The following is a 26655-nucleotide window of genomic DNA, read 5'->3' as shown; positions in this document are numbered from 1 at the left end:
CATGCTGCAAGCCGCGCGACCTGTCGTGCGGCTTTTTTGCGTGCTATCACCGTCGCATGAACCAGCTCGCCGCCCCGAAAGTCGCCCGCTCCGTCTGCCCGCATGACTGTCCGTCGACCTGCGCGCTCGATGTCGAACTGCTGGATGACCGCACCATTGGCCGCGTCCGCGGCGCCAAGGACGATCCCTATACCGCAGGCGTCATCTGCGAGAAGGTAGCCCGCTATGCCGAGCGGATTCATCACCCGAACAGATTGACTTATCCGCTTCGCCGCGTTGGCAAAAAGGGCGCGGGGGAGTGGCAGCAGATCAGCTGGGACGAGGCGCTCGACGAGATCGTGGCGCGCTGGCTCGAGATCGAGCGTACAGATGGCCCCGAGGCCATCTGGCCCTATTTCTACGCCGGCACCATGGGCCACGTGCACCGCGACGGCATCGAGCGGTTGCGGCACGCCCGCGGCTACTCGCTGCAATACGACACGATCTGTACCGGCACGGCATGGCCCGGCTTTCTGGCCGGCGCCGGCAAACTGCAGGGCCCAAACCCCGAGGAAATGGCCGAGAGCGACTGCATCGTCATCTGGGGGACCAACGCGGTTGCCACCCAGGTCAATGTCATGACCCACGCCGTTCGGGCCCGCAAGGAACGCGGCGCCCGGATCGTTGCCATCGACATCTATCGCAACGCCACCATGGAACAGGCCGACATGGCCCTGGTGCTCCGCCCCGGCACGGATGGTGCGCTGGCTGTGGCCGTCATGCATATCCTGCTGCGCGACAACCTCGCCGACCGTGCCTACATGGCAGAGTTCACCGACTTCTCGCCCGAGTTCGAGGCGCATCTCGCCAGCCGCACGCCCGCTTGGGCGGCCGCGATCACCGGGCTGACGGTAGACGAGATCGAGGCCTTCGCCAGGCTCGTCGGCACCACGCCGCGCAGCTATTTCCGCCTCGGCTATGGCTTTACCCGCCAGCGCAACGGCGCCGTCAGCATGCACGCGGCGCTCTCGATTGCGGCCATGACCGGCGCATGGCAGCACACCGGCGGCGGCGCGTTCCACTCGAACTCCGGCGCCTGGACGCTCGACAAGTCGCTGATCCTCGGCGCCGATCTGGGGCAGGGCGGTCGCCAGCTCGACATGAGCGAAATCGGCAAGGTGCTGACCGGCGACGCCAGGGCGCTGAACGGTGCGGGCCCGGTCAAGGCGCTGTTCATCCAGAACACCAACCCTGTGAACGTCTCGCCCGAGCAGGGGCTGACTCGCGCTGGATTCGAGCGCGAGGATCTCTTCACCGTCGTCCACGAGCAGTTCATGACCGACACGGCGAAGATGGCCGATATCGTGCTGCCGGCAACGATGTTCCTCGAGCACAACGACTACTACCGCCGCGGCGGCCACACGCGGGTCCTCTTCGGCCCGAAGCTGGTCGAGGCGCCGGGCCAATGCCGCTCGAACTTCGATGTCGTCAACGAACTGCTGCGGCGGCTCGGCGCCGACCACGCCTCGATGCACCTCACTGACCGCGAGATGGTAGCCGAGACCTTCCGCCGTTCCGGTTTCGGTGAGCTGGACGTCATCGAACGCAGCGGCTTTGTCGATGGCCGCCAGCCGTTTGGCGAGGCGCATTTCGGCGATGGCTTCGGCTGGCCCGACGGCCGCTACCGTTTCGCCCCGAACTGGGATGGCGTCGCCCGGGCCAAGGGCTACAACTGGGTCTGCGATCCCGCCGAGATGCCGGCCTTCGCCGACCATTGGGACGTCACCGAGGGGGTGGACGAGGAAACGCCGTTCCGTCTGGCCACCAGCCCGTCGCGCGGCTTTCTCAACTCAAGCTTCGCCGAAACTGTCGGCAGCCGGAAACGTCAGCCTTCGCCGACAGTGATGATCCATTCAGCCGATGCGGCCGCGCTGGGCATTGCCGAAGGGGACGCGGTCACGCTGGGCAATCGGCGCGGGGAGGTGGGCCTAAATGCCAGCCTCTTCGACGGCATGCAGCGCGGCGTGCTGATTGCGGAAGGCATATTTCCCAATGATGCCCACCGCAACGGCAGGGGGATCAATACCCTGATCGGCTCCGACCCGGTGCGCCCGTTCGGCGGCGCCGCCTTCCACGATACTGCTGTATGGCTTCGCAGGGGCTAGCTAGGCAAAATAGGTCTGCCAGAAGAACCAGACGGTCAGTCCGCTGGAGTAGATGATCACCAGGGCCCGGATCACCGGCGTGGGGATGCGATGCGCCAGCCGCGCCGCGGCATAGCCGCCGATCGTCACCCCGATCAGCGCGATAGAGCCGTGATACCAGTCGATGGCGCCCGACATGGCGAACCGCGCCACCCCCACCGTCGACACCACCGACGACACCCAGAGCTTCAGCCCGTTCATGGCGTGGATATCGGTAAGCCCGGCAAACGCCAGGAACGCCAGCAGCAGCACGCCGAGACCTGCGTTGAAGAAACCGCCATAGAGCGCTATCGCCGCCAGCAGCACCCAGATCAGTGCGGCAAAGGTCCGGCCCTGGCCATGCCCGCGCCGCACCACCCATGCGTTGAGCCGTCCGCCGAAACTGAACAGCAGCACCGCAAACAGCATCAGCCAGGGGACAGCGGTGGCGAATGTTTCGTTGGAAACGTGCAGCAGCAGTTCGGCGCCCAGATAGCCAAACAGCAGCGCGACAAGCGTGTAGGGGACCAGCCGGTCGCGGTAGCGCAGCAGGTCGGTCCAGAACCCTGCTACTCCGCTCATATAACCGGGCAGGCTGGCATAGGTGTTCGAGGCATTTGCGATCACAGGAGGCAGACCCGCTGCCAGCAGGGCGGGGAACAGCACAAATGACCCGCCGCCGGCAAGCGAGTTCAGGGCCCCGGCCACAAGGCCGGCGCAAAGCAATAACAGTTCAGTCACAGGCAACTACTCGCAAATTCCCGCGGCACCGTAGGGCTCCGGGCCCGCCGTTGCCAGCGCATTTGCGTGATGGGCGGATCAGCCTTGCGAATGGAGCATCTTGACTTCCGATAGGGCCGGGGTCATTTACGCCGAGGCTGCTGGCGCCTGCCGCTCGCCGGGGAAACCCGACGGTGAAGTCCAGCCCGCGCAAGCGGACAACTGACGTGATCGCTCGAAACCGAGGCGGTGCATGGCAAGGCGGGCGCCCATGGCAAATCCGGCCTCCGTTTTTGACGAGGATCGATATGTCGTATTCACTTGATACCCCCACCACCGCCACTCTCAAGGCCGAGGCCAAGCTGCTGCGTGAGGAACGCTTGGCGACTGGCGCTTCCGTGACGCACGGTGCCGCGCTTGAGGAGGTGGCCCGCCGGCACGGCTACCGCGACTGGAACACCGCCGCCGCTGCCCTGCCGGAGCGCTTTGTCCCGCCCGTGCAGGTGGGGCAGCGCGTCAAGGGCACCTTTCTGAGCAAGCCCTTCACCGGCATGGTGATCGGCCTGCAACTGATGCCGCCGCATTACACGGTGACGGTTAAGTTCGACCAGCCGGTGAACGTCTCCAAGTTCGCCTCCATGGTCAACAACCGCCAGCGCGTCACCGCAACCGTCGACGTCCGCGGCATTTCCCTGTCGCAGACCAGCGACGGCGAGCCGCATATGCGCATCCAGCGTGCCTGATCAGTGAGGCGGCGGGCGCTCTCGCCGCTTCACCGTTTTGCGCGCGCCTTGCCATCCATCGGTAACTGCCGATATATCTTTCGGCACCAGCAGCAGAATGGACAGCGATATGACCACCCAGACCAAGCCTATCGATCTCTACTACGCCGGCACCCCGAACGGCCGGAAGATCACCATCCTGCTTGAAGAGTTGGGAGTGCCGTACACGCTGCACTGGATCAGCATCGGCAAGGGCGATCAGTTCACGCCCGAGTTTCTGGCGATCTCGCCCAACAACAAGATTCCCGCCATCGTCGACCCCGAAGGGCCGGGCGGCGAGCCGATCTCGATTTTCGAGTCGGGCGCCATCATGAAGTATCTCGCCCTCAAGTTCGGCCAGTTCTATCCGTCCGATCCCCGCGCCCAGGTCAAGGTCGACGAGTGGCTGTTCTGGCAGGTGGGCGGCTTCGGCCCGATGCTCGGCCAGAACAATCACTTCTCTGTCTACGCGCCCGAGAAGATCCCCTACGCCATCAAGCGCTACAAGGACGAGACGCATCGCCTGTTCCGCGTCCTCGACACCCAGTTGGGCAAGATGTTCGCCGCTGGCAAGGAGTATGTCGCCGGCGACATCTCGATCGCCGACATGGCCATTCTCGACTGGTCCAACAGCTATCTGCGCTACGAGATCGATCCCGAGGAGTTCAGGAATTTTGCCACCTGGCGCGACCGCATGCTGGCCCGGCCCGGCGTGGCGCGCGCCATGGCGATCAAGCAGGACCCGGCCAAGGAAGTGAACCTGGCGACCGACAAGGAAGCGCACAAGGTCATGTTCAACCAGCGCTAACCCCGATCAGGCCGGGTCGCGCCGCGGCCCGGCTATTGCGCCGCGACGGTCGAGTCAGCCTCGACCACTCGCGTCCACGTCTGCTCCTGGCACAGCACATAGAGCGCACAGCCCTTGAGCACGACGCTGTCGGCACCGGTGACTTCCATGTAGCCGGCATAGGTCTTGCCGTCCCGCGGGTTGTAGATCTCGCCCTCGAAGTGCCAGGGATTGTCCGTTGCCTTGAGCGACAGGATCTGCAGCCCCAGCATCGGCCGGCCCTTGAGTGCCGGATCTTCGTTGAACGTGTCGGTCAGGTCTTCGACCTTGATGTCGGCAGCCCGGGCACCATAGGCAGCGACCTGCTCATCGCTGATCACGATCTTGCTCAACGTCCCGCAATAGCCTTCGAGGCATTCGGCGATGGTCATTTCCGCCTTGTCCGGTGTCACCCATGTCCCCTCGACAAGGGCGCCGGCGACGGCCTGCGCCGGCACCGCGATGCCCAGCGTCGCGATAGCCAGTAGTCCTGGAATGGAAATGTGCATGGACCTCTCCTGCTGTCCGCTCACCACGACCCGTCGCATGAAGGTCCCGGCGGTGTTTTCACTTGGACGAACGAATATTCATCGCGCTGTTCGCCAGTAAAAGCTATCCCCGGGCCGCCTTCCACCGCAATTGTTTCTGGGCGCGGCAGTTCGGCATCACCCGGCCGGAGAGTGCCTGTCTGTCGCATTTTCTGTTGGCCGGCTCCGTTGCCGCGACAAAAGCCTTGCGCCCGCCGCGTCATCCCCTTATCCAGCGCGGGACGGAGAGGTGGCCGAGTGGTCGAAGGCACGCCCCTGCTAAGGGCGCAGGCTCCTAAAGGGCCTCGTGGGTTCGAATCCCATCCTCTCCGCCACCCTTCTGAGGTCCCCCCAAGCAGCCAGTTGACGCCAAGCCCGTCATGGAAGCACCCACCGGCCGCTCCCAAACTCTTCCTTGCGGTCTCCAGGGTCCGTCGGCCTCTCCGTTGACATTGAGCATAATACGCCAGTCGGGGCGTTATTGCACGTCCGCAGCTGGAACCGGAGATAGCGGGAACGGCTGGGAAGAAGCGGGATTTGCCGGGAAATACTGGGCTCTCACGCCATCTGCCGGCCCCAAATAGCCGTTGCGTCCCCCGATGATTGCCCTATGATTCTGCCATGACCTTCCCTCGGGAAGGCTGCCAGTTCCGGCGCTCGGCCTGATAAAAGGTCGGTCGCCACCGCGGGTGGTGCCGCGGCAGCGACCTGGCCACACCCACGCCTGCTGAAGACAGGACCGGACATGGTTGACCTTCTCTTTAGTGCGCTTCGGCGCATCCTCAAAGCCGCCTCGAAACGCCTTCCCACGGCGCTCCCGCCGGCGCGTGACCGCGCCGCGCCGTCCCGTTAGGGGAGGGCGCCATGCAACATCGCACCGGGATGGCGCACCGCCATCGCCGCCCGCCGGGATTCCTGCTGGGCGGAACCCCTGAGCCCGCCGACTGGCCCAAGGCCCTCGAGCGTCTCGACGGCGCCTACTCGCCCCACACGCTTCTCAGCTATAAATCGGATTTTTCCGCCTTCGAGATCTGGTGCAGAGCCAAGCAGCTCGCGTTCCTGCCGACCGAGCCAGCGACAGTTGCGGCCTACCTCGCAGCCGAGACGACGCGACTGAAACCATCGACTCTGAAGCGCAAACTCGCAGGCATCCGCAAGATCCACTACCTGCTGCGCCTGGGCGACCCCACCGGCGATGTGGAAGTCGACCTCGCCATCCGCCGCGCCCGCCGCCTGAAACCGCAACGACCTGACCAGGCGCTCGGCATTACCGCCGACCTGCGTGACCAGTTGCTCGCCGCCTGCGGCTCCGACCTCACCGGCCTCCGCGACCGCGCCCTCGTCGCCGTCGGCTTCGACACCCTCTGCCGCCGCAGCGAACTGGTCGCACTCCGCGCCGAAGACCTCCAGCCCAACCACTTCGGCACCGCCAGCCTCCTCATCCGCCGCGCCAAGAACGACCCGGATGGTGCAGGTCGTATCGCCCACCTGACTCCCCTCGGATTGCAGGCATTGCGCGTCTGGATGGAAGCGTCCAACCTCACCAGCGGCCCACTTTTCCGCCCGGTCTATCGATCGGTCGCCCTCTCCCGCCACATGAACCCATTTGCCGTCACCCGCATCCTCAAGAAGTTGGCTGCGGCAGCTGGGATGGACGCTGAAACCGTCGCCAGCATCTCCGGCCATTCACTCCGTGTGGGCGCCGCTCAGCAACTCACGATCAACGGGGTTCAACTGCTCCCTATTATGAGGGCGGGTGGTTGGCGCTCGACCAACGTCGTTGCACGATATGTGGAGAATGTAGACATCAACGTGTGGGGTTAGGCTCCGATAGGGGATCGCGAGTACGGCCTTCTATGGAAAGAGGACCTGGCCCACTACCTTGGGCCTCTCACGGCCGGTCGCGTCCTCAAAGCTGTCCAGCCGCGTCGCCACCTCGGCCGAAACTGCAGTCCGGGTGTCCGGCCATTCCTTGCGCGTGGGTGCCGCCCAACAGGTGACCCTCTATGGTTTTGACATCCTGTAGGCCGTGCGCGCCGGCGGCTAGCGATCGCTGAACGTCGTTGCGCGATATGTCGAGAAGGTGGATTTGGATGTGGGGGTAAGCGAGCTTGACCTGCCCAGAAGGACCAGGGCAGATGGGGCGGTAGAGCGTAAATTAGCCCGGTGTTGGAAAACGGCTGTGGTTGGAGCCGCTGCCAGCAGCAGCTCAGATGCCCACTTCTCTCACTCCAGCTCCCAGAGGCTCCTTGCGTGGATCCACACGAAACGTCGAAGCGGCAATAGCGAGAGTGGACACTGCGCCTCGACGTCTTGATTATCGGACCGACGGTTTCAATCGGGCACGTTTTTGGCTAGGCTCAAGCGCTACGCAGCAACTTTCCAGACAATGCTAGCGGCCTGACAGCTGTTTTGGGATCATGGTAATGATCCGCGTCCAGTCCTCCACAGTACGTCAAAACCCTACCCTGCCAAGACTGGGCAATACGCCGCTAAAACATTGAGTGCACAATGAAAATAACCATGATTGGCAGTGGCTACGTGGGCCTTGTCAGCGGCGCATGTCTCGCCGATTTCGGTCATGACGTGATCTGCGTTGATATGGATGAGAGGAAGGTTGAGAGCCTTCAGGCGGGGAAGATGCCGATCTACGAACCGGGTCTTGCGACTCTGGTCAATGAGAACTCAAAGGCAGGCCGGCTGTTTTTTACCAAAGACTTGGCCAATTCAGTGGCTGGAGCGGACGTCGTGTTCATCGCGGTGGGGACGCCCTCCCGGCGCGGCGATGGCTATGCGGATTTGTCCTATGTTTATGCCGCCGCTGCCGAAGTCGCGCGAGCGGTTCGGGGATTTACGGTTATTGTGACCAAGTCAACCGTGCCCGTTGGGACAGGCGACGAGGTTGAACGTATCATGCGTGAAGCCGCCCCGCAGGCGGACATTGCCGTCGTGTCAAACCCTGAGTTCCTTCGGGAGGGGGACGCAATCGATGACTTCAAACGTCCCGATCGCATTGTCGTCGGTTTCGAGGACGTTCGTGCAAAGAGCGTGATGACCGAAGTCTATCGTCCGCTCTACCTCAATCAGTCTCCACTTATGTTTACGGCTCGCCGGACAGCCGAGCTCATCAAATATGCTGGCAACGCGTTTCTTGCCATGAAGATCACCTTCATCAATGAGATTGCCGATCTGTGTGAGAAAACGGGTGCCAATGTACAGGACGTAGCGCGCGGCATCGGCCTGGACAACCGCATCGGCCCCAAATTCCTCAATGCCGGTCCGGGTTACGGCGGGTCATGCTTCCCGAAAGACACTTTGGCGTTGGTCAAGACTGCACAGGATAATGAGAGTCCGTTGCGTTTGGTCGAAACCACCGTCGCCGTCAATGATCAGCGCAAGCGCGCCATGGCTCGGCGCGTCATCGCTGCCTTGGGAGGCGATGTCCGAGGCAAGACGATCGGCATTCTCGGCCTGACCTTCAAGCCCAACACCGACGATATGCGGGAAGCGCCGTCGCTGGCTATAATTCAATCGCTAAAGGATGCCGGTGCGCAGATTAGAGCGTATGACCCTGAGGGCATGGCGATGGCCAAAACCATGATCGATGAACTTAGCTGCTGTTCGGACGCCTACGAGGTTGCGACCGGCGCCGACGCGCTGGTGTTGGTCACCGAGTGGAACGAATTCCGATCGCTCGACCTGCGGCGCGTTGCCTCTCTCCTGAGGACGCCTGTATTTGTCGATCTGCGCAATGTGTATCGCCGTCCGGACGTTGAGGCGTCTGGGCTGCAATATACCAGCATCGGTCGCCCGGTTGAACTTTCAGAGCCGCCTTTCGCCGACGCGGCCGAGTAGTAGGTGAAGGGCCTTGCTCGGGTTCGTGCGCGCTTCAAGTGATGGAACGTTATCTGCCCCTGTGGCATAACACTGCCTATGACCAGTCAGTCTGCGAGCGCCACCGGGCATAAGTCTCTGGACCTCGCGGAGAGGACGGTGCTGCGTGAACTTTTGACCGGCAACAACAATGCAGAAGTTACAGAACGATTGGCGATATCGTGGCGCACCGTCGAGGTTCATCGCGCTCACCTGATGCGGAAGCTGGAAGCACGATCGGCCGTGGATTTGGACGTTGTCGCAGTCCGGCTCGGCCTCATTGACCTCTAGTCGACTACGGCCGCAGAACGGCCGCGCGGAGCCGGGCCCCGGCCCTCTCCCAATCCTAAGCCGGCGTGCATGGAGCGGCAGCGACCTGGACGCTCTCACCAATACCGAAATCTCGGAGCAGCCGCAGAGTCTCGATGTCGGTGTAATCGCAAGGGGGCGGCTTGGTCGCCGCTGGCTGACCTTCGACAGGCGCGCTCAGCGAGTTCATCGACTTCAACGCGTCACAGTAACCCCCAGGCCGTTCCCATTCGGCCGGCGCGTCGACGCCACAGGTCGCGGCTGCCACCGGCGCCGCCACGAGAGCGGTAGGCACCGCGAACGTCGACACAGTCAACAACGTCGCTGCAAAAAATCTCTTCATGATTTCACTCCTTAGGCTGGGCTTTGCGTCCGTCCCAGCGAGCGCCTATCAGCGCTGACCGCCGATCATGGTCAGGTATCAAATCTGCGGCGCAACCCCGCTTCGCTATAGGGACCCAGTTGTCGCCGGCTCATCTGCGCGGCAGCGCTCGGAGAATCAGGGAAAAGACCGCGTCGTCGTCGCCAGCCACAGCGGCTGGCAGCGATGCTGCAGCTCGGCGAAGCTGTTGCCGCGCGTTTCACCCATTGAGGCCAGGCCGATGATCCAGGGGTCGCTGCGCTGCCGGCCGGAGCGAACGGTTCGGCTTGAAATGTCCTTGGGCTGGCGCCAGGTTTCCACCGGCCGGCCGGAGCGCCGTTTTCGAGATAGGGGCAAACATTGAACAATGTTATGTCGGCGCCAATGATCAGCACCAGTTAGAACGACACGTCGAAAAGGATTCGGCGCACCGGTCGAGGAAGGCGTTCATGATAACCTCCCGAAGGTAAGCATCACCGCTGAAAGATGACGATCCATTGACCCCACGCGATCCCCTCAGTCTGCAAGCGCATGAACTGGGCCTGCAGATTATTGAACGCAATAACAGCGACCTGACCCGGCGTGCTGTCGTAGGAGGTGATCCACGAGACCAAATGGCGAAGGGAGCAGGAGGTGAGCACAAGGAGCGCGCAAAGACGAGCGGGATAAGCGGCCCTACGAGGGCCTCGATGCCATGCAGGGCAGGTGACAACATGACGCACCCATTCCGGCGCAGGCGTCGCCACGTCACCGGTTGTCACCGAGGGTCTCGCCGTCACAGAACGTCCAGATGCCGACGATGTCCTGGTAGGCCCGGGAGCTCGAGGCCTTCTTATGGCTGGGCGATCAGTGTCGCCGCCGCAACCACCGCAGCCGCGGCGCCGGCGAGCCGTTCTTGGTGTGAAGATGAAATCGTTAAACGATTTGAATGTTTTTCGTATCGTAGTATATCCGAAGTGATACGGAGCTGATAAAATTGTCATGACTGATAAATTTGTTGACTTAGAATGCCCCACGCAGCGAGAGGTCGCCGCGTTCATTTCGGAGCACGATAAAGCGTTTTCAGGTCGACTAAGCGGCTACCACAATTATCCTCGGGTAGTCAGCTTGTGCCATTTCCGCACTCTCATCGAACGCCATGGTCTGGCCGACCAAGATCACGTCGGTGTTGTCTCTGGCACCGAGAACGAGCCAGAATTGAAACTGCTTCGAGCTCGTAAGCTTTCGGTATTAAATTTTGAGAAGGACGTTCGTTACGATCTGGACCAGCTATGGGCTGATGAGCCGCAGTTTTCTCTAACCTTGTGCAACCAGGTATTGGAGCACGTTTTCAATCCACATTTGGCCTTTGCCAATTTGTGCCGAGTGACGAAATCAGGAGGATTGATCTACGTAACGATCCCTTCGGTAAACTGCATTCACGGCGAGCCATACTATTACTCTGCCGGATTTCACCCTCGTTTTCTTAAACGCCTCGGCCTCCAGAATGATTGTGCGGTGGTAGGGATCGGGGCCTGGGGATCTCGGAAGTACATGCTCCACGCTGTATCGAGTAGATGGCTCGCATTTAGGCAACTAGGTCGGGGCCTCAATTCGAGATGGGATGCTTACCTACCGTTCCATATTCTAGAAGATGGTCGCCGTAATATGGCCTTCACTCAGCCTCAGGTCATTACTGACACTTGGGCCCTGTTTAGAAAAAATGGATCCTGAGGGAGGGCTCGCGTGTTATCTGCACTCATTCCAAGACCGATACGCCGCCGTCTGGTGCGCGCCGGCCTTTGGCCGCCGCCCATTGATGTTGCCGCAGCAATTTTGCCACTTATCGCAAGAACGCCGATACGCGGAGATCGAGGCGTTTACATCGAATGCGGCGCATTCGATGGCAAATTCTATTCAAACACACTGGCGTTGGAGAACCTTGGCTGGCGAGGACTTCTTGTTGAGCCATCGCCCAAGGCATTCGCGATGTGCAAGGAATTGCGCGCGCCGGACAACATTTTTGCGAACTGCGCCCTGGTAGCCAACGATACCACCACTGAAATTGAAGGCGACTTCGACGGGAGCCCAATGTCTTCAGTGGGTGGCGAACGGATAGCAGCCCACAATTCGGTGCGCGTGCGGGCTAGAACGCTGCAGTCCGTTTTGGACGAGTTCAACATTGGGCACGTCGACTTTTTCTCGTTAGACGTTGAGGGGTATGAGATAGAGGTGTTGAAGGGGCTGGACTTTCGGCGGACAGCGCCGACCTCCGTTTTGGTTGAGGTGTATGAAGGCAAAAAATCAGATCTATTTAGTCTAATGGCATCCGCCGGATATGATCCTCCAGTGAACATCACCAATTTTAATACTGTCTCAAATCCGATCTGGGATGGCACTCATAATGACTATTTTTTTACTCGGCAGATTTAAAATCGCTATGCTCCCCAAATGTGCGCCAGCTCTCGCCACGGATCGAGGAGCGCTTGACGTTGCCCCCAACTTCTATCCAGCGTGAAATAGACTCGGGCGGTTGGTTTGGCCGTTCTGGCCTGGGTGAGCGACGGGGGCTGGTGCGGAGCCTTGCATCGAGCGCAGCGCCAGATCCCGTCGCGGGTTGAAGGTGTTGGCATATTCGGCCGGGGTCAGCCAGCCGAGCCGGGAGTGAGGGCGGTTGATGTTGTAGTCGGCCCGCCAGGCCGCCACCGTCGCCCTTACCTGCTGGAGCGATGGGAACAGGGTCTCGTTGAGCAGTTCGTCCCGCAGCCGGCCGTTGAAGCTCTCGATGAAGGCGTTCTGGATCGGCTTGCCCGGAGCGATGTAGTGCCAGTCGATCCGCTGCCGGTCGGCGAAGCTCAGGATGGCGTTCGAGGTGAACTCGGTGCCGTTGTCGGAGACTATCATCCTGGGCCGACCACGGCCGGCAATAAGGGTCTCGAGTTCCCTTGCCACACGCAGCCCCGACAGTGACGTGTCGGCGACGAGGGCCAAGCACTCGCGGGTGCAGTCGTCGACCACCGTCAGCACCCGGAACCGGCGGCCATCGGTGAACTGGTCGGAGACGAAGTCCAGCGACCACCGATCATTGGGCAGCACGGGGATCAGCATCGGCGCCCTGGTGCCCATTGCCCGTTTGCGGCCACCGCGGCGGCGCACCGTCAACTTCTCTTCCCGATAGATGCGGAACAGCCGCTTGTAGTTGACCAGATGGCCCTCGCGCCGGAGCAGCACGTGCAGCCGGCGATAGCCGAACCGCCGACGCTCATGGGCAATCGCCTTCATCCGCTCACGCAGCACCACATCGTCGGTGCGAAGCGCCTGATAACGCATCGTCATCCGGCAGCAGCCCAGAACTCTGCACGCCCGCCGCTCGCTCATCCCAAAGGAAGTCTGGAGATGGGCGACGGCATCTCGCTCGGCAGCGGGCGTCACCATTTTTTTTCCAAGAAGATCTTTCAGCGCGGCATTATCGAGCATGCTGTCGGCCAGCAGCTTCTTGAGCCGAGCGTTCTCGTCCTCAAGAGCCTTCAGCCGCCGGGCCTCGCTGACGTCCATGCCGCCATACTTGGCCTTCCACTTGTAAAGGCTGGCGTTGCTCACGCCATGCTTCCGGCAAAGGTCCGCGATCGGGACCCCCGCCTCGTGCTCCTTCAATATCCCGATGATCTGCTCTTCGGTGAACCTGGCTCGCTTCATCTCTGGTCCTTGTCGTGGGGCCAGAGCCTACTTCAAACTGGATTAGCTGCAGCGGGCAACGTCAACCGCTACGCAGATAGAATCTGGGCGCTCAGGAGTGATGGACGGGAAATACCGAGGCTGTTCGCGTCGCACAGCTTTCGAAGCTCCACACCTGTTTTTGTTTCACAGGGCAGCCTCTGGGCGCTAAGAAGCGCCATGTCCTCATATGCTGGAACTCTAAATGCACTCGTTAGCGCTTCGAACCTCAAGTCGAAGCCCCATGGAGCCGAGTCTGCAATTGGCGGGCTCGGGTGGGCCTCATTGCGGCAATTGCAGGTGAGGTCCCGGTTTGCGCCGAAACCGTCAAATGTTCTTCGGGCCAGAGCGGTGACAAATGGCTAAGACCTTAGCCCCTCCGATTTCCACGACTATTGCTCGTGTTTGGCGCCACCTCAGCAAGAGGCGGCGAGTGCAATTCTACCTGCTGCTTTGCATCATGGTGGCGGGCTCAATGGCAGAAGTTGTGAGTATCGGTGCCGTGTTTCCGCTATTGGGTGTCCTCACTGTGCCTCAGGGAGTGTTCGACCATCCATTTGCTCAACCTTTCATCCGCGTTCTCGACCTAAGGTCTCCGGACGAATTGCTGCTACCCACTGTGGTCGCATTTGCGCTTGTGGCGCTAATCTCAGGTGTGGTCCGGTTGATCATGATCTACACCAGCACGCGGTACTCCTTCGCAGTAGGCGCAGACATCAGCGCAGGGATGTATCGACGTACGCTCTATCAACCATACTCCGTACATGTGGCTGAAAACAGCAGCGAGTTGATTTCAGGCATCACCACGAAATCAGGTTCGCTAACATCCAGCGTGCTGATGCCAATCCTCAACATGCTCAGTTCGCTACTACTAATCATTGGTGTGATCGTTGCGTTGATGATCATAAGTCCAATTCTAATAGCTACCGTATTTGTATCCGTCGGAGGCCTATATTGGCTAATCAGCACCGTCACTAAAAATCAGCTCCAACGCAATAGCGAAATAATTGCGAGGAACACCACCTCCGTCGTCAAAAGTCTGCAGGAAGGACTGGGCGGCATAAGGGATGTTCTTCTCGACGGGTCGCAGGAAGTGCACTTGAGTATTTTTCAGAAAGCAGATCGGCCCCTGCGTCTGGCTCATGGCATGAACTATTTCATGGCGGCAAGTCCTAGATATATCGTGGAAACCGCCGGCATCATCGCCATTGCCGCAATGGCATATTTTGCCAGCGGACAGCCTGGAGGTGTTACTTCTGCGATACCTGCACTTGGTGCTCTTGCTTTGGGAGCGCAGCGCCTGTTGCCGCTGCTACAGCAGGGCTACGCGTCGTTTGCAACGATAAGAGGCGCATCTTCGTCGGTGTCAGACGTCCTTGACTTCCTCGACCGGCCCCTCCCTAACCTTGACCAGAATGGCGCAGGTTCTATCGCATTTAGGTCGCGTATCGAACTGCGCGATGTTGGGTTCCAGTACGACGGGACACAAGATGTGCTAAGTGGCGTCCAGCTGACTCTTGAAAAAGGGAAACGCTACGGCTTTATCGGCGTCACGGGCAGCGGCAAAAGCACCCTCCTCGACATTTTGATGGGTCTTCTCGAGCCCTCGAGCGGGACATTCAGCATCGACGATGAAGTGGTTACGTCGAAAAATAGGCAAAGTTGGCAGCGCCACATTGCACATGTGCCGCAATCGATCTTTCTTTCCGACGCAACACTGGCAGAGAACATTGCTTTCGGCGTGCCCCAAGGCGAAATCGATTTCGAGAGGGTGGCTCGGGCCGCGAAGCTGGCACAATTCTCCTCCACTGTTGAGAGCTTGCCCCGAGGATATAAAACGGTTGTAGGGGAGCGAGGTACACGCCTGTCTGGAGGCCAACGACAACGCGTCGGCATTGCCAGGGCGCTATACAAGGAGCCTGAGGTTCTTATCCTTGATGAGGCGACCAGTGCGCTGGATAGCGAAACTGAAACAGCAGTTATGAGGGCTATTGACACATCTGCAAATCGCACCACGCTGATCGTCGCCCACCGGCTCTCAACTCTCGTCGGCTGTGATGCGATATTCGAAGTCGTGGATGGCAATGTGCAAGCAACCGACCGTCTTCAGGTGCTCGAATGAACACCCGGCGACTTGCATCATTCCCCTCTAAATTTCACTACCCGGCGCTGCAGCGTCCGTGTGTTTTGCTATCGCCTGCCGTACGATAAAAAGGCCGCACCATGATATCGATTGTAATACCCGTCTACAACAGCGTCGATACGCTTGATGAGGCGTTCCAATCCGTCCTGAATAGCGGTGTCGCGGATCAGGAGATCATACTGGTCGATGATGGTTCAACGGATGGCTCGTGGCAGGCGATCTGCGGATACAGAAATAGCCATGCCAACGTGATCGGAATTAAGCACGATCGAAACCGTGGCGGTGGTGCTGCGCGCAACACCGGGGTACGGGCAGCAAAAAACGACCTTATCTTTGTACTCGACAGCGATGACGTGCTGGCAGGCAACGGCATGTTGGCCGGAGCCTTGAAACTAATGTCCAATCAAGAACTAGACGGTCTTGTGACAGGCACCTCGTTTTTCTTCAAGGATAGCTTCGAGACGGTGACGGAGCAGATGGATCACCGTGTAGGTATTTGCAGTTTCGAAGATCTAATTTCTAAAAATTCCACAAATTTATATGGAAATCTATTGTATCGAAAACGTGTTTTTGAAAAAACGGGCGGATACCCAGAGCATCATGGTTTCGACACGCCCGGATTTGCATTTCGGGTTCTGAGGAATAATTTGTCGATCCTATCTACCAATGACCTGAAGTATTTTAGAAGGTTACCGAGTCGGCCATCGTACTATGTAAGAGAGGCGAGGGCGGGGAATGTCGGCAGAAACTGGTTCTATGTATTTCTAGAGTCGGCTTATCGCTTTTCGCCTGAGGCCAGAAAGAAAATATTCGAGTATAATTACTCAGACCCCAGGGCGCTGGCGACGGGAAGGAATATTTCCCAAGAGATCCGCGACATGGCTAAAGGCGGCACCGCCTTTAGTGATGCTTCGAATAATTATGGCGACACTGAGGCTTACGATGCGTTCAAGGACTCTCCAGACGAGACATTGCAGGCGTGGTGCGCCGTTATAGACCTGCAGCGCAATGATATCGCAACGTGCCTTGAACGCCTGAGGAAATTGAAGGATCGAAGGATGGCGGCACGTGTCGTCTATCCCGTCCTGGCGGTGGCGAGCGCGGGTCGTCTCAATGGGAGTGCAATTGGGGAGTTTGAGTACTTCTTCGGAGAACGAAAGCGGCCGCTATGGTGGGCGATGCATACGTCCCAGCGGATCATGAACAAAATCGCAAGGATATTCACATGATGGCGGCGGAAGAGTGTCCCGAGGCGAGATGCCAGTCGAAAGACGACTATGATTGCGCGCCCATCGTCTTCATCGTCTTTAATCGCCCCCATGATACTGCCAAAGTATTTAAGGAGATTGCTAGCGTTAGGCCAAAGAAGCTGCTCGTAATCGCCGATGGCCCGCGGGCTGATCGCGAAGGAGAGGCTGAGCGGTGCGCTGAAGTGCGGCGGATCGCTACAGATGTAGACTGGCCCTGCGACGTCATGACGAATTTCTCTGAAGTCAATCTTGGGTGTCGTCGGCGCGTATCTTCTGGCTTGAACTGGGCATTTGATCAAGTGGAAGAAGCCATTATCCTGGAGGATGATTGCTTGCCCGCCCCAAGTTTTTTCCGCTTTTGCAGCGAGATGCTGTCGATGTACAGGGATGATATGCGCATCGGCATGATCTCTGGCAGCAATTTCAACTTTGGCGACAGGCGGAATAGCGACTCTTATTACTTTTCAAAATTGGTGCTTATCTGGGGCTGGGCCACTTGGGGAAGCCGATGGCGAGGCGACTACGACGTGGAAATGGGAAGGTGGCCCGCCATGAAAGCTGGCGGCTGGCTTAAGGACGTTCTTGGGCGGGACGATGAGGCTCGAATGTGGTCTCGCACATTCGACGCGAGCGCCGCTGGTAGAATTGATTCCTGGGACACACAGTGGGTTTTTGCAAATTGGCAATCGTCCCGATTGAGCATTATTCCCAATGTCAATCTGATCTCAAATATCGGCTTTGGGCCAGATGCGACGCACACAGTTGGAACCAGCAAACTCGCAAACGTGTCGACCCAAGCGCTGACTTTCCCTCTGCAACACCCTGAGTTCATAATCAGAAATGCGCGGCAGGATCGAAAGCAGTATGAACTGATTTTTCGGAGAACGATTCTGCAGAAGCTTTTCGGCCGACTTAGTCGCTACGTAGGCGCCATCTTTGGAAGATAAAGCGCGCTCGTGCGGCTAAGGGTATTAGGGAAGTCCTCCATGAACATATTAACAATCAGCGCAAATGACAATGGCATTGGGGGTGCCACCAGAATTGCAGTGGATTTGCACCGATCATATAGTGAAATGGGACATCAGTCGCATTTATTCACTGGAAAGAAGACTACGGAAGCCGTTGACGTAACTGAAATACAAAGGCCACTGTGGCGAAAGGCATTGTCGTACGCTCTGTCCAATGATTTTGATTTCTTTGACGGGCATCAAATGTTGATGTCTGCGCGCTTCAGGGAGGCAGACATCGTGCACTGTCACAATTTGAGCGGATGGTACTTCAACCTTCCTATTCTTGAGCTTATATCGAAAATAAAGCCGCTTGTCTGGACGCTTCACGATATGTGGGCCATTACGCCGCATTCTGCGTACTCAGAAAGCGAACAGTTGGAAAATGGTCTTTTTACTGTGTCAGACGCTCAGTTGTATCCAAAGACTCTTTGGAACAATGATCGCTACCTGTCACGTCGTAAATCAGAGATCTATAGTCGTACAAATGTGCAGTTGGTTGCGCCGTGTGATTGGCTCGCAGCGCTAGTTAAGCGTACAAGTTTGTCGCAAAAGCCCATGCGCGTAATAATGAATGGGATTGATACGACGTCGTTTGTCCCAACTGACAAGGCGCGGGCAAAAGAGATACTTGGATTGTCGCCGAAGCCCATGGCGCTGTTCGTAGGGACGTCGGCGACGACAAACCGTTTCAAAGGCTTTGGTGACTTTGAGTGGTGTGCCGAACAAAGCGTTGCTCAGAACGTGCAGTTTGTATGCCTTGGAGCGCCTCAAGATCTTACGGAAGGAAATGTTCAGCAGTTTGCTGCGACGCGGGACAAGCAGAGGATATCAACGTTTTTTTCGGCTGCAGACGTCCTCGTAATGCCGTCTCGATTTGAAGTATTCCCGCTGGTGACAATCGAATCCTTGTCTTGCGGAACACCCGCAGTTGCATATGACGTGGGGGGTGTTGGCGAGTTGCTGCGGGAGGCTCCTGGCAGCAAACTTGTTCCCGCAAAGGACAAACAGGCGTTGCTGGAGGCGCTTTGTGAAGTGTTGGCTCAACCGACTGACGCGAAGACGCAGATTTCTCGCGCAGCGAGAGCCTATGTGGTGGATGCCTTCTCGACACAGCGGATGGCGACTGAGTATGTCGCCCTCTTTGAAGAGATTGTCCGTAGCGGCAAGGCTTCCGCATCGTGATTGCCGTGCGCCTTGCAGGTGGGTTGGGAAATCAGATGTTCCAGTATGCCGCCGGGGTTGGTCTGGCACGGCATAGAAACGATACTTTGACGCTCGACATAACTGGGTTTGTATCGCAAGCCGAACGTGGCGAGACCGAGCGTCAATTCGCCCTTTCGGATTTCAATATTTCGGCAGGCATACTCAATCAGGACGATGTGGAGCGGATGCGCAATCCATACGGACTGGTCTCGAAAGGTATGCGTTTTCTACTTAAGAAGATTGGCAGACGTTATTATTTTGATTGGCATCCGGAATTGTTCAGAAGAGGTGGAGATCTGTTCCTCGAGGGCTATTTCCAGACCGAGCGCTATTTTTCAGACAGCGCGAGAGTGATCCGAGATGAGTTCACACTGAAGCGCGAACTCGATGTATCTATCTCCCACCTACGTCAAGTGATCCGCGACCTCGGAGCGACTTCCGTCGCCATACATGTTCGCCGTGGCGATTACGTAAGCAGCCCTGCGAACGCGCGTCAGTATGATGTCTGCACACCTGCTTATTTTGGAATGGCGGCTAAGCTAATGAGGGAGCGCGTGGGGGATACAAACTTTGTGATCTTCTCAGACGATACCCAGTGGGTGCGGGACAATCTGCCTTTCACCGCTGGCGCCCTTTTCGTGTCTGAACAGCGATCGGTGAGTGGGCAGGCCCTCCGGCCGGCGCAAGAGCTAACGTTGATGGCGAGCTGCGCGCACAACATTATTGCCAATAGCTCGTTCAGCTGGTGGGCGGCCTATCTGAATAGACACGCAGGAAAGATTGTCTTTGCTCCAGCAAAATGGAACGTAGGCGAGAGGGTTCGGCACCCCAATATCGTCCCGCCTGGCTGGACGAGATTGCCCCTATGACCGTGCCGCGAGGCCATCCAGCGCCGTCGCTGGTTGCGCAAAGCCTGCAATATTGTCTATCTAGACACTAGGCGACCAAGAATGTGCGATTCGGAACGTTATTTGCAGTGCAATGAAGCGTTTCTGAGCAGAGAGACGGCTAGTGAGTTTTTCGACAGACGGTTTTCTTCCCGGAGCTAGGGCCCCCGTCTGGAAAACAAGCTACCTGATTTGGCTGTCTCTGCTGCCGTTTGGAATCGACACGGTTTACTATTTGACGTCGCTATATGGGGTGCCCCCTATTTTTGGCTTTCCCGCCGCAGGCCTATGGCTCCTAGCATTCGTACCTCTCATAGTTGGAAGCTTGGCCGCAGGGCCGAGAATCTGGATCGTTCCCGACGCCGTCTCGCTGATCCTGGTACTAATCTTCGGGCAGATTGTTGCGCTTTGGCTCTCAGGCTACGCGAGTGAGCTAGGCGTCTATTCGTTAGTACTTGCATTGAGCCTCTGTGTATTGGTTTTTGTGCCTCCGAGCTGGGAGGTAGTGCAGCACGGTATCTACGCATTTGCTGGAGTTCTGTTCGCGCTGATCACGCTATCACTTTTGCTGATGCCATTCCTGCCTGAACTGGTTTCAGTGCATCCCATCCGTCACCCTTGGGCCACACTGTCACCCGTTAAACTTTGGCGCACGCACGGGCTCTTCCGTGGCGTAGGTGTATTTGGGTTCTACTCTTGTCTGCTCATTTGTTTTGCCTGCACGTTGCGCTTTCGTCTCGCTGTGCTCGTTGCGGCCGTTGGTGCTGTTGGCCTCTTAGCGAGCGATTCGAGGGCATCATTTCTCGCACTTGGAATCTGCTCGCTTATTCTGGTGGTGAATAACGTCTACCAGCGCGGAAGCGCTTGGCTAAAGTCGACGGGTGCCAAGATCGCCGCGATCTCAGCTCTCGCCACAATTGCCTACTTTGCTTCGCTTGGGTTCGATGGCTTCCTATCCGGAAGCCCTCACAGAATTGGCATCTGGCAGGAGGCGCTACGTGTGGGAACTGTAGCCCGTGGAGAAACGCTACCTAGTGAAGTTTCGCACCCGCACAACTTCATCCTCGCAGCGCTGGATCAGCCGTCACTCATAAGCTCGGGCGCACTTGTGGTCGCTATATCGCTGATATTCTACGTTACGTTTCGGGCGTTAAGACGAGGCGACGTTATGTCATTGGTATTACTCGTTCCGGTACTTGTGTATTCGAGCTTTGAATATGGAATTCACTGGAACAGACTGAACCTTCCGACAATGGCGCTGGTACTAGGGCTGCTTTCCGCGAGGCATATTGATCGTCCTCTGGTCCCGGCCCGTTCCGAAAGTCCGTTGAGCGTTGAGCATTCAAGAGTGCGGCGACCGGACCGGTCAGTTGAATGCGCCCCGAGAACGTCGGGCCTAGTGCCCTCGGTGCGCCGCCGCATGCCGGTGCATTTTCTTCGTTCTTTATCGTTTAGAGCCAAGCGCCGATGGTGAGCCGCCATTTCGTCGGCGCAATTGCATGTGAATGAACTGAGGTTGCAATAGAAAATGTCTTCATTCTGGAAGCGGGCCGTTGCGAGACTTTCTGGCATGTTTGGTCAGGCTGTGGTTTTTCTGCCCCAGTTTTTTGCACTTATGCGCCAAGGCAACCAGAGGCGTCGCTTCTCACTGAGTCTGCGTAGGGTAAAGCCATGCCTATCAGATGCTACTGCGACAACCGGCTTTGACCGACACTACGTATTTCATACGGCTTGGGCAGCGCGGGTCTTGGCGCGAACAAGGCCAGTCGAACATGTCGATTTGTCGAGCAGCCTCTACTTTGTAGGGTGCGTCTCAGCGTTTGTTCCCATTACCTTTATTGACTACCGACCAGCAGACCTTGCACTCCAGGGTCTCATGGCTCAGCGAGGAGATATTCACCACCTGCCGCTTGCCAGCAACAGCGTGGGTTCGCTATCGAGTATGCACGTGGTGGAGCATATTGGGCTTGGTCGGTACGGCGAACCACTGGACTACGATGGCGATATCGCCGCTTGTAGCGAACTGAAACGTGTTCTCGCACCAGACGGGCAGTTGCTATTTGTTGTGCCGCTCGGTTCAAATCCGACCATCGTCTTCAACGCCCATCGCATCTATTCATACGAGCAGGTCAAAGCGATGTTCAGCGAATTGATCCTGGAAGAATTTTGCCTGATTTCGGATGATCCCAAGGACGGCGGCTTGGTACTTTGGCCCGACGATAAAATGCTGGCGCGACAGCGCTATGGATGCGGATGTTTTCTTCTGCGTAAGCCCGCAGCGTAACGACGTTGGTTCACACGCACATTGCCAATGCCGCAATACCCAACCCTACGCATAGAGCTCACTACGGCGGCCGGAAGCAGTCGATCGCTGCTTGGGAAGCTTGATTTGTCTCGACCGACAAACCTGATGTATGAGCTGCCCAAATGGCTCTGGGTCGAACTCGCCATTGAACCACGATCGGTTCCAGACCTTCATTTTGAGCGCCTGCTAAGCCGTGGCCCCGGTCCGTGAGTGTTGCTCCCCACCATGTGCTGAAGTTTTGAGGGGCGGACATGAATAACAGTGCGCTGTCTTGCCGCGATGTTGATCTAGGCGCTCTGGTAATTTGTCTGGAAATAATGTGCGTGCTGCAGGACGTAGTGTACACTGCATAGATGGTCCGTAGTAGGGTAAGATAGCAATGACGATGTGGGTTGTTCGGATATGCATCGTATATATGTAAGAGATATGCTATCAGAACAAAAACGAAAATGGGGTAAAATGGTGTCGCGAAACTATAGCAATCGAAAAAAAGTCCTCGTAACAGGAGGGGCGGGGTTTCTAGGTTCGCATCTCATAGATCGTCTTATAGAAGATGGCTGTGAGGTGCTTTGCGCGGATAACCTGTTTACCGGGTCCAAGGAAAACATTGCCCATCTGCTCGGCAGTCCGCAATTTGAGTTTCTTCGACACGATGTCACCATCCCACTCTCAGTCGAGGTCGACGAAATATACAATCTCGCCTGTCCGGCATCTCCAATTCACTACCAGCACGATCCTATCCGTACGACACTGACTTCGGTTCAAGGGGCGATCCACATGCTTGAACTGGCAAGCCGTTTGAAGTGCAAAGTGTTTCAGGCGTCGACCAGTGAAGTATACGGCGATCCATCGGTGCATCCGCAGACAGAGTCGTACTGGGGAAATGTAAACCCAATCGGCCCTCGGTCTTGCTACGATGAGGGCAAGAGATGCGCTGAAACGCTGTTCTTTGATTATCATCGACAGTTGGGCGTCGAGATCAAGGTGGCGAGAATCTTCAATACATATGGCCCCCGCATGCATGTTTCAGACGGGCGAGTCGTGTCAAATTTCATAGTCCAAGCTCTCGCCGGCGAGCCAATTTCGATCTACGGCGATGGACAGCAAACGCGATCCTTCTGCTATGTGAGCGACTTGGTAGATGGCTTCACTAAGTTCATGGGGAGCGACCCGTTCGTTGTTGGGCCGATAAATTTGGGAAATCCGGTCGAGTGTACGGTGCTGGAACTTGCCGAGCTGATCATCCATAAGGTCCGGTCGAGTTCAAGCATTGTCCACTTACCGCTTCCGGTGGATGATCCGAAACAACGGCAACCTGACATTTCTCTGGCTAAGCAGTCGCTGGCATGGACCCCGAAAATCGATCTAAGTGAGGGGCTTGATCGCACGATCCACTATTTCAAGACGCTGTCGGTGGCATAGGCATCTTGGCGAACGTATTCTCAATTGCGGCTAAAGTTGCGCGACTTTCGACCATGCCGGTTCATATGGCCAAGCGAACCCACTATGATTTCAACAAATCACGGCTGGACGAAACTGCGTGTCAACTTGTGTCCAGTCGTTCGATCGCCAAGGCCTGTCACCCATTGGTGGACACTCGACGCCCCACCGCCGTTGGCATCGATCCGGAACGGTTCAGGAGGCTAAAAGCCGGCGCAGAGATCTATCTGTTTACATCGTGCCTCCGCGAGTTCGTGACTCATTATCTTCCCCGATTGGAAGAGCCGTTTACGCTGGTGACTGGCGGGGATGACTGCGCGGCGTCGAGAGGCTTCTTAGGCGATGCAGCCGATGTGTTGTTGGAGCATCCGTTGATAGAGCGATGGTATGCACAGAATGCTACGATCAAGGACCCCAAAATCACTCTGGTACCGATCGGGATCGACTACCACACGCTTGCAGGCAACCATAGCAAGCCGTGGCGAAGATTTCAGTCACCCCGTGAGCAGGAAAATCAGCTTCTGCGTGTTAGGCAATCGAGTCCTGACACCGTCGATCGCTCATGCACGGCTTACTCCAACTGGCATTTTGCTATGGACAGAGGGGATCGCCAGGAGTGCTACGACCGCATTGACCATTCCTGTATCTTCTTTGAACCTAGAATGGTGGAACGCGTGAGCAGTTGGCAGAACAACGCTCGTCACCTTTTCACAATCAGTCCACTGGGCAACGGACTGGACTGCCATAGAACGTGGGAGGCACTTGCACTGGGGTCGATACCAATTGTGCATACGTCTCCGCTGGATGAGCAGTACGATGGACTGCCGGTTTGCATCGTAAACGACTGGGCAGAGGTTGATGAACAGTTCCTGTTGCGTCAGAAAGAAAATATGCTTACGGGCAAATTCGACTTTTCTCGTCTTCGTAGCGGTTACTGGCGCTGCATAATCCAAGGCACTACTCCGCAGAACGAGATTCCGACTGAGACGATCGGTTCGTTTGCAAGGCGCCTTTTCTGAGTTTTGGGGCATTTCCGAAATACGTCATGCATACGCACAGCATACTAGGTAGCAAGGCGTCACGAATTGCGTCGTATGAGGCTACGTCTTGTCGCGTGAGCGAGAGGGAATACTAGACAGGTGATAGTGCATAACCGACCACCGATTTGCAGAAGGCGTTCCGAAGCTCAAGAGTTGATGCATGCAAAGTGCTGATGGGCAGCCTGCGGCTGTGAGCGTTATAATACCGTGTTATTCATGCGCGGAAGTTGTAGACAGAGCGGTAGGGTCGGTCCTGGCTCAGTCTGTACTGCCGTTAGAAATGATCTTGGTAGACGATTGTAGTCCTGATTGTGGGGCAACCAGAGAACGCATTTCTCGTTTGGCAAAGATGCACGATGACCCCGGGGGACTTCGAGTTCGAGCCATTCTACTGGATCAAAATCGTGGTCCAGGGTCCGCTCGAAATGCCGGTTGGGATGCAGCAACGGCCGATTATGTTGCCTTCCTGGACGCTGACGATGCATGGCACCCACAAAAGCTGGCTATTCAGTATCGTTGGATGATGGAAAATCCGAGTTGTGACCTCTCCGGGCACTTTTCCACGCTCCGCGAGGGTTTAGACAATAAGGTTCCCTTAGCGGTGCCGGGCTCCATCACTGCGAGGTGGCTAAAACTAAGTCCAATGCTCTTCAAGAACTCGATTTTGACCAGAACGGTAATGCTTAAGCGATCACTAACCCATCGCTTTGCGGCTGGCTCACGGTTCGCCGAGGATTACGCATTATGGATGTCAATGCTCGCGGCCGGTAAGAGCCTTGCGGTGCTTGATGTGGCTCTCGCATACTCGTACCGCCACCCATTCAGTGCTGGTGGGCAGAGTGGTCATCTTTGGCAGATGGAAGCCGCCGAGCTCGAGGTAATAAGAGGGCTAGCCCGGGCGCGCGCAATTGGTTGGCCGGCGGCATGGATGGCCTCCGCTCTATCGTTATGCAAATTTGCGCGGCGCTGGGCGATTGAAGCCTTGGGACGCAGATAGTGGAGAACGGGGCAAACGACAGCCTAAAGGCCCATTTCGTCCAGGATCAGTGCAGCGGCCTGTCTGCCGTCGAAGTGCTGCTCTGCAAGTATTCGGCTCTGTTTTCCCATTGCATCCAAGAGCGACGGGTCCTTCACAAAACGCAACATCGCATCGGCCAATGCTGGAACATTCCTCGGCGGAACGAGAAAACCGTTAAGGCCGTCAACCACCGTTTCGCGGCATCCCGGAACATCCGTGGTAATGATGGGGCGCGCCATTGCCATGGCTTCCTGGGTCGAGAGAGGCACGCCTTCTCTGTACGACGGCAGTACGAAGACGCTCGAACGCCGCATCCAGGGGGCAACGCTGACTTGCCCAGGCCATTCAACGAGCCCCTCGGATACCCATGCCTCTAAGTCAACTCGACCGAGGCTGCTTGGGTTGCTGTCCACGTCTCCAAGAATAGTGAAACAGACAGAAGGGTCGGATTGCTTAACTCGACGTGCCGCTTGAGTATATTCGAGGATGCCTTTTTCGCGCAAGAGCCGTCCGACAAACAAGAAAGTCACTGGTGTGTCAAACGGCGCCGCCGCTTTCCAGACCGTCAAGTCCACCCCGATCCCCCCGATGACCTTGCTCCGGTCGGCGAGGACAATATTGGATCGAACAAATTCGGCTCGATCGTCAGGGTTTAGGAAGAACGTTTGATCGGCGCGTGAAAGCGCAATGCGATAGAGCAATGAGGCCGAGCCAGCTAGAAGCCGACCCTTAAATGTGGCCCGATCCATAAAGGTGTGACCAAGCCCCTCAATCATCGCAAATCGATTTGAAACTCCGGCCAACCATGCCGCTACTAGACCATAAGTTGTTGGCTTGATTGAAAAGCTAAGCGACACGTCGGGCCGTAGTGATCGCAACTTGACTATGAGTTTGCAAATAGCGACTGCGTCAACCAACGGATTGAGGCCGGTGCGCGACAATGCATGATCCATCGGGGTCGCACCCAGAGCCAGGAGAGCCTGCCGACTGTTGTCGTCAAAATCTGGCGCAAACGCAAACACCTCGTGCCCTCGTTCGACAGCTTCACGGATCAAAAGACCGCGAAAATTGAGCATCGCGAAGGCTTGATTCCCGATCAGTGCAAGACGCTTAGCCATGCCCCGACC

22 protein-coding genes and 1 tRNA gene are annotated in these 26655 nt (G+C 57.5%); 18 read left to right on the top strand and 5 right to left on the bottom strand.

Annotated elements, in window-relative coordinates; translation table 11 throughout:
* Positions 1 to 56 precede the first annotated feature (56 nt).
* The gene (locus AC0L4C_RS16830) at positions 57 to 2144 is read left to right on the top strand and encodes a molybdopterin-containing oxidoreductase family protein (protein ID WP_473400860.1); all 2088 of its coding nucleotides are present in this window, start codon (positions 57 to 59) and stop codon (positions 2142 to 2144) included.
* On the opposite strand, the gene AC0L4C_RS16825 is transcribed toward AC0L4C_RS16830, so the two are convergent.
* Complete coding sequence (locus tag AC0L4C_RS16825) at positions 2145 to 2903, bottom strand: sulfite exporter TauE/SafE family protein (RefSeq protein WP_473400859.1); 759 nt, start codon at positions 2901 to 2903, stop codon at positions 2145 to 2147.
* 287 nt (positions 2904 to 3190) lie between these two features.
* Here AC0L4C_RS16825 and AC0L4C_RS16820 point away from each other — a divergent pair, with 287 nt between their 5' ends.
* Together AC0L4C_RS16820 and AC0L4C_RS16815 are read left to right on the top strand one after the other, a co-directional pair.
* Positions 3191 to 3625, top strand: coding sequence for a glyoxalase superfamily protein (locus AC0L4C_RS16820; protein WP_473400858.1), 435 nt, complete (start codon positions 3191 to 3193; stop codon positions 3623 to 3625).
* 109 nt (positions 3626 to 3734) lie between these two features.
* Positions 3735 to 4451 (top strand): glutathione S-transferase N-terminal domain-containing protein, encoded by a 717-nt coding sequence (locus tag AC0L4C_RS16815; RefSeq protein WP_473400857.1) that lies wholly within the window; start codon positions 3735 to 3737, stop codon positions 4449 to 4451.
* A 32-nt stretch (positions 4452 to 4483) separates the two neighbouring features.
* On the opposite strand, the gene AC0L4C_RS16810 is transcribed toward AC0L4C_RS16815, so the two are convergent.
* The gene (locus AC0L4C_RS16810) at positions 4484 to 4978 is read right to left on the bottom strand and encodes a DUF2147 domain-containing protein (protein ID WP_473400856.1); all 495 of its coding nucleotides are present in this window, start codon (positions 4976 to 4978) and stop codon (positions 4484 to 4486) included.
* Positions 4979 to 5240: 262 nt separating this feature from the next.
* Between AC0L4C_RS16810 and AC0L4C_RS16805 the strand changes: the two genes are divergently transcribed.
* The 4 genes from AC0L4C_RS16805 (at position 5241) to AC0L4C_RS16790 (ending at position 9160) form a co-directional block, all read left to right on the top strand.
* Positions 5241 to 5331, top strand: a tRNA-Ser gene (locus AC0L4C_RS16805).
* A 529-nt stretch (positions 5332 to 5860) separates the two neighbouring features.
* Positions 5861 to 6820 (top strand): tyrosine-type recombinase/integrase, encoded by a 960-nt coding sequence (locus AC0L4C_RS16800; RefSeq protein WP_473400855.1) that lies wholly within the window; start codon positions 5861 to 5863, stop codon positions 6818 to 6820.
* Between the two features lie 687 nt (positions 6821 to 7507).
* Entirely contained in the window at positions 7508 to 8851 is a 1344-nt protein-coding gene (locus tag AC0L4C_RS16795) for a UDP-glucose dehydrogenase family protein (RefSeq protein ID WP_473400854.1), read from the top strand.
* Positions 8852 to 8989: 138 nt separating this feature from the next.
* Positions 8990 to 9160 (top strand): LuxR C-terminal-related transcriptional regulator, encoded by a 171-nt coding sequence (locus AC0L4C_RS16790; protein ID WP_473400853.1) that lies wholly within the window; start codon positions 8990 to 8992, stop codon positions 9158 to 9160.
* Between the two features lie 55 nt (positions 9161 to 9215).
* On the opposite strand, the gene AC0L4C_RS16785 is transcribed toward AC0L4C_RS16790, so the two are convergent.
* Positions 9216 to 9521, bottom strand: coding sequence for a hypothetical protein (locus AC0L4C_RS16785; RefSeq protein WP_473400852.1), 306 nt, complete (start codon positions 9519 to 9521; stop codon positions 9216 to 9218).
* A gap of 999 nt (positions 9522 to 10520) precedes the next feature.
* Here AC0L4C_RS16785 and AC0L4C_RS16780 point away from each other — a divergent pair.
* Positions 10521 to 11252 (top strand): class I SAM-dependent methyltransferase, encoded by a 732-nt coding sequence (locus AC0L4C_RS16780; RefSeq protein ID WP_473400851.1) that lies wholly within the window; start codon positions 10521 to 10523, stop codon positions 11250 to 11252.
* Positions 11253 to 11264: 12 nt separating this feature from the next.
* Complete coding sequence (locus tag AC0L4C_RS16775; protein ID WP_473400850.1) at positions 11265 to 11951, top strand: FkbM family methyltransferase; 687 nt, start codon at positions 11265 to 11267, stop codon at positions 11949 to 11951.
* Positions 11952 to 12023: 72 nt separating this feature from the next.
* Here AC0L4C_RS16775 and AC0L4C_RS16770 read toward each other — a convergent pair whose 3' ends face one another.
* Complete coding sequence (locus AC0L4C_RS16770; RefSeq protein WP_473400849.1) at positions 12024 to 13214, bottom strand: IS3 family transposase; 1191 nt, start codon at positions 13212 to 13214, stop codon at positions 12024 to 12026.
* Positions 13215 to 13665: 451 nt separating this feature from the next.
* On the opposite strand from AC0L4C_RS16770, the gene AC0L4C_RS16765 reads away from it, so the two are divergent.
* The 9 genes from AC0L4C_RS16765 to AC0L4C_RS16725 all read left to right on the top strand — a co-directional run bounded on the left by AC0L4C_RS16765 (position 13666) and on the right by AC0L4C_RS16725 (position 25507).
* On the top strand, positions 13666 to 15354 hold the full coding sequence (locus AC0L4C_RS16765) for an ABC transporter ATP-binding protein (protein ID WP_473400848.1): 1689 nt from the start codon (positions 13666 to 13668) through the stop codon (positions 15352 to 15354).
* 101 nt (positions 15355 to 15455) lie between these two features.
* Positions 15456 to 16604 carry a glycosyltransferase family 2 protein gene (locus AC0L4C_RS16760; RefSeq protein WP_473400847.1) on the top strand — a complete coding sequence of 383 codons (1149 nt, stop codon included), beginning with the start codon at positions 15456 to 15458 and terminating at the stop codon, positions 16602 to 16604.
* Positions 16601 to 17572: a hypothetical protein gene (locus AC0L4C_RS16755; RefSeq protein ID WP_473400846.1), complete on the top strand. Its 972-nt coding sequence runs from the start codon at positions 16601 to 16603 to the stop codon at positions 17570 to 17572. The genes AC0L4C_RS16760 and AC0L4C_RS16755 overlap by 4 nt, the downstream gene beginning before the upstream one ends.
* 39 nt (positions 17573 to 17611) lie before the next feature.
* Complete coding sequence (locus AC0L4C_RS16750; RefSeq protein WP_473400845.1) at positions 17612 to 18817, top strand: glycosyltransferase; 1206 nt, start codon at positions 17612 to 17614, stop codon at positions 18815 to 18817.
* Positions 18814 to 19707, top strand: coding sequence for an alpha-1,2-fucosyltransferase (locus AC0L4C_RS16745; protein ID WP_473400844.1), 894 nt, complete (start codon positions 18814 to 18816; stop codon positions 19705 to 19707). The genes AC0L4C_RS16750 and AC0L4C_RS16745 overlap by 4 nt, the downstream gene beginning before the upstream one ends.
* A 1894-nt stretch (positions 19708 to 21601) precedes the next feature.
* Complete coding sequence (locus tag AC0L4C_RS16740) at positions 21602 to 22009, top strand: DUF268 domain-containing protein (protein WP_473400843.1); 408 nt, start codon at positions 21602 to 21604, stop codon at positions 22007 to 22009.
* Positions 22010 to 22456: 447 nt separating this feature from the next.
* The gene (locus tag AC0L4C_RS16735; protein WP_473400842.1) at positions 22457 to 23452 is read left to right on the top strand and encodes a UDP-glucuronic acid decarboxylase family protein; all 996 of its coding nucleotides are present in this window, start codon (positions 22457 to 22459) and stop codon (positions 23450 to 23452) included.
* A 5-nt stretch (positions 23453 to 23457) separates the two neighbouring features.
* Positions 23458 to 24489 carry a hypothetical protein gene (locus AC0L4C_RS16730; protein ID WP_473400841.1) on the top strand — a complete coding sequence of 344 codons (1032 nt, stop codon included), beginning with the start codon at positions 23458 to 23460 and terminating at the stop codon, positions 24487 to 24489.
* 181 nt (positions 24490 to 24670) lie between these two features.
* A complete protein-coding gene (locus AC0L4C_RS16725) occupies positions 24671 to 25507 on the top strand; it encodes a glycosyltransferase family 2 protein (RefSeq protein WP_473400840.1) in 837 nt (278 codons plus the stop codon).
* A gap of 23 nt (positions 25508 to 25530) precedes the next feature.
* On the opposite strand, the gene AC0L4C_RS16720 is transcribed toward AC0L4C_RS16725, so the two are convergent.
* Positions 25531 to 26646 carry a glycosyltransferase family 4 protein gene (locus AC0L4C_RS16720; RefSeq protein WP_473400839.1) on the bottom strand — a complete coding sequence of 372 codons (1116 nt, stop codon included), beginning with the start codon at positions 26644 to 26646 and terminating at the stop codon, positions 25531 to 25533.
* Positions 26647 to 26655 lie beyond the last annotated feature (9 nt).

The organism is Devosia sp. J20-27, assembly GCF_055808595.1.
Note: the sequence above shows the minus strand (reverse complement) of the source record. Positions and strands in the feature narration are given on the sequence as shown.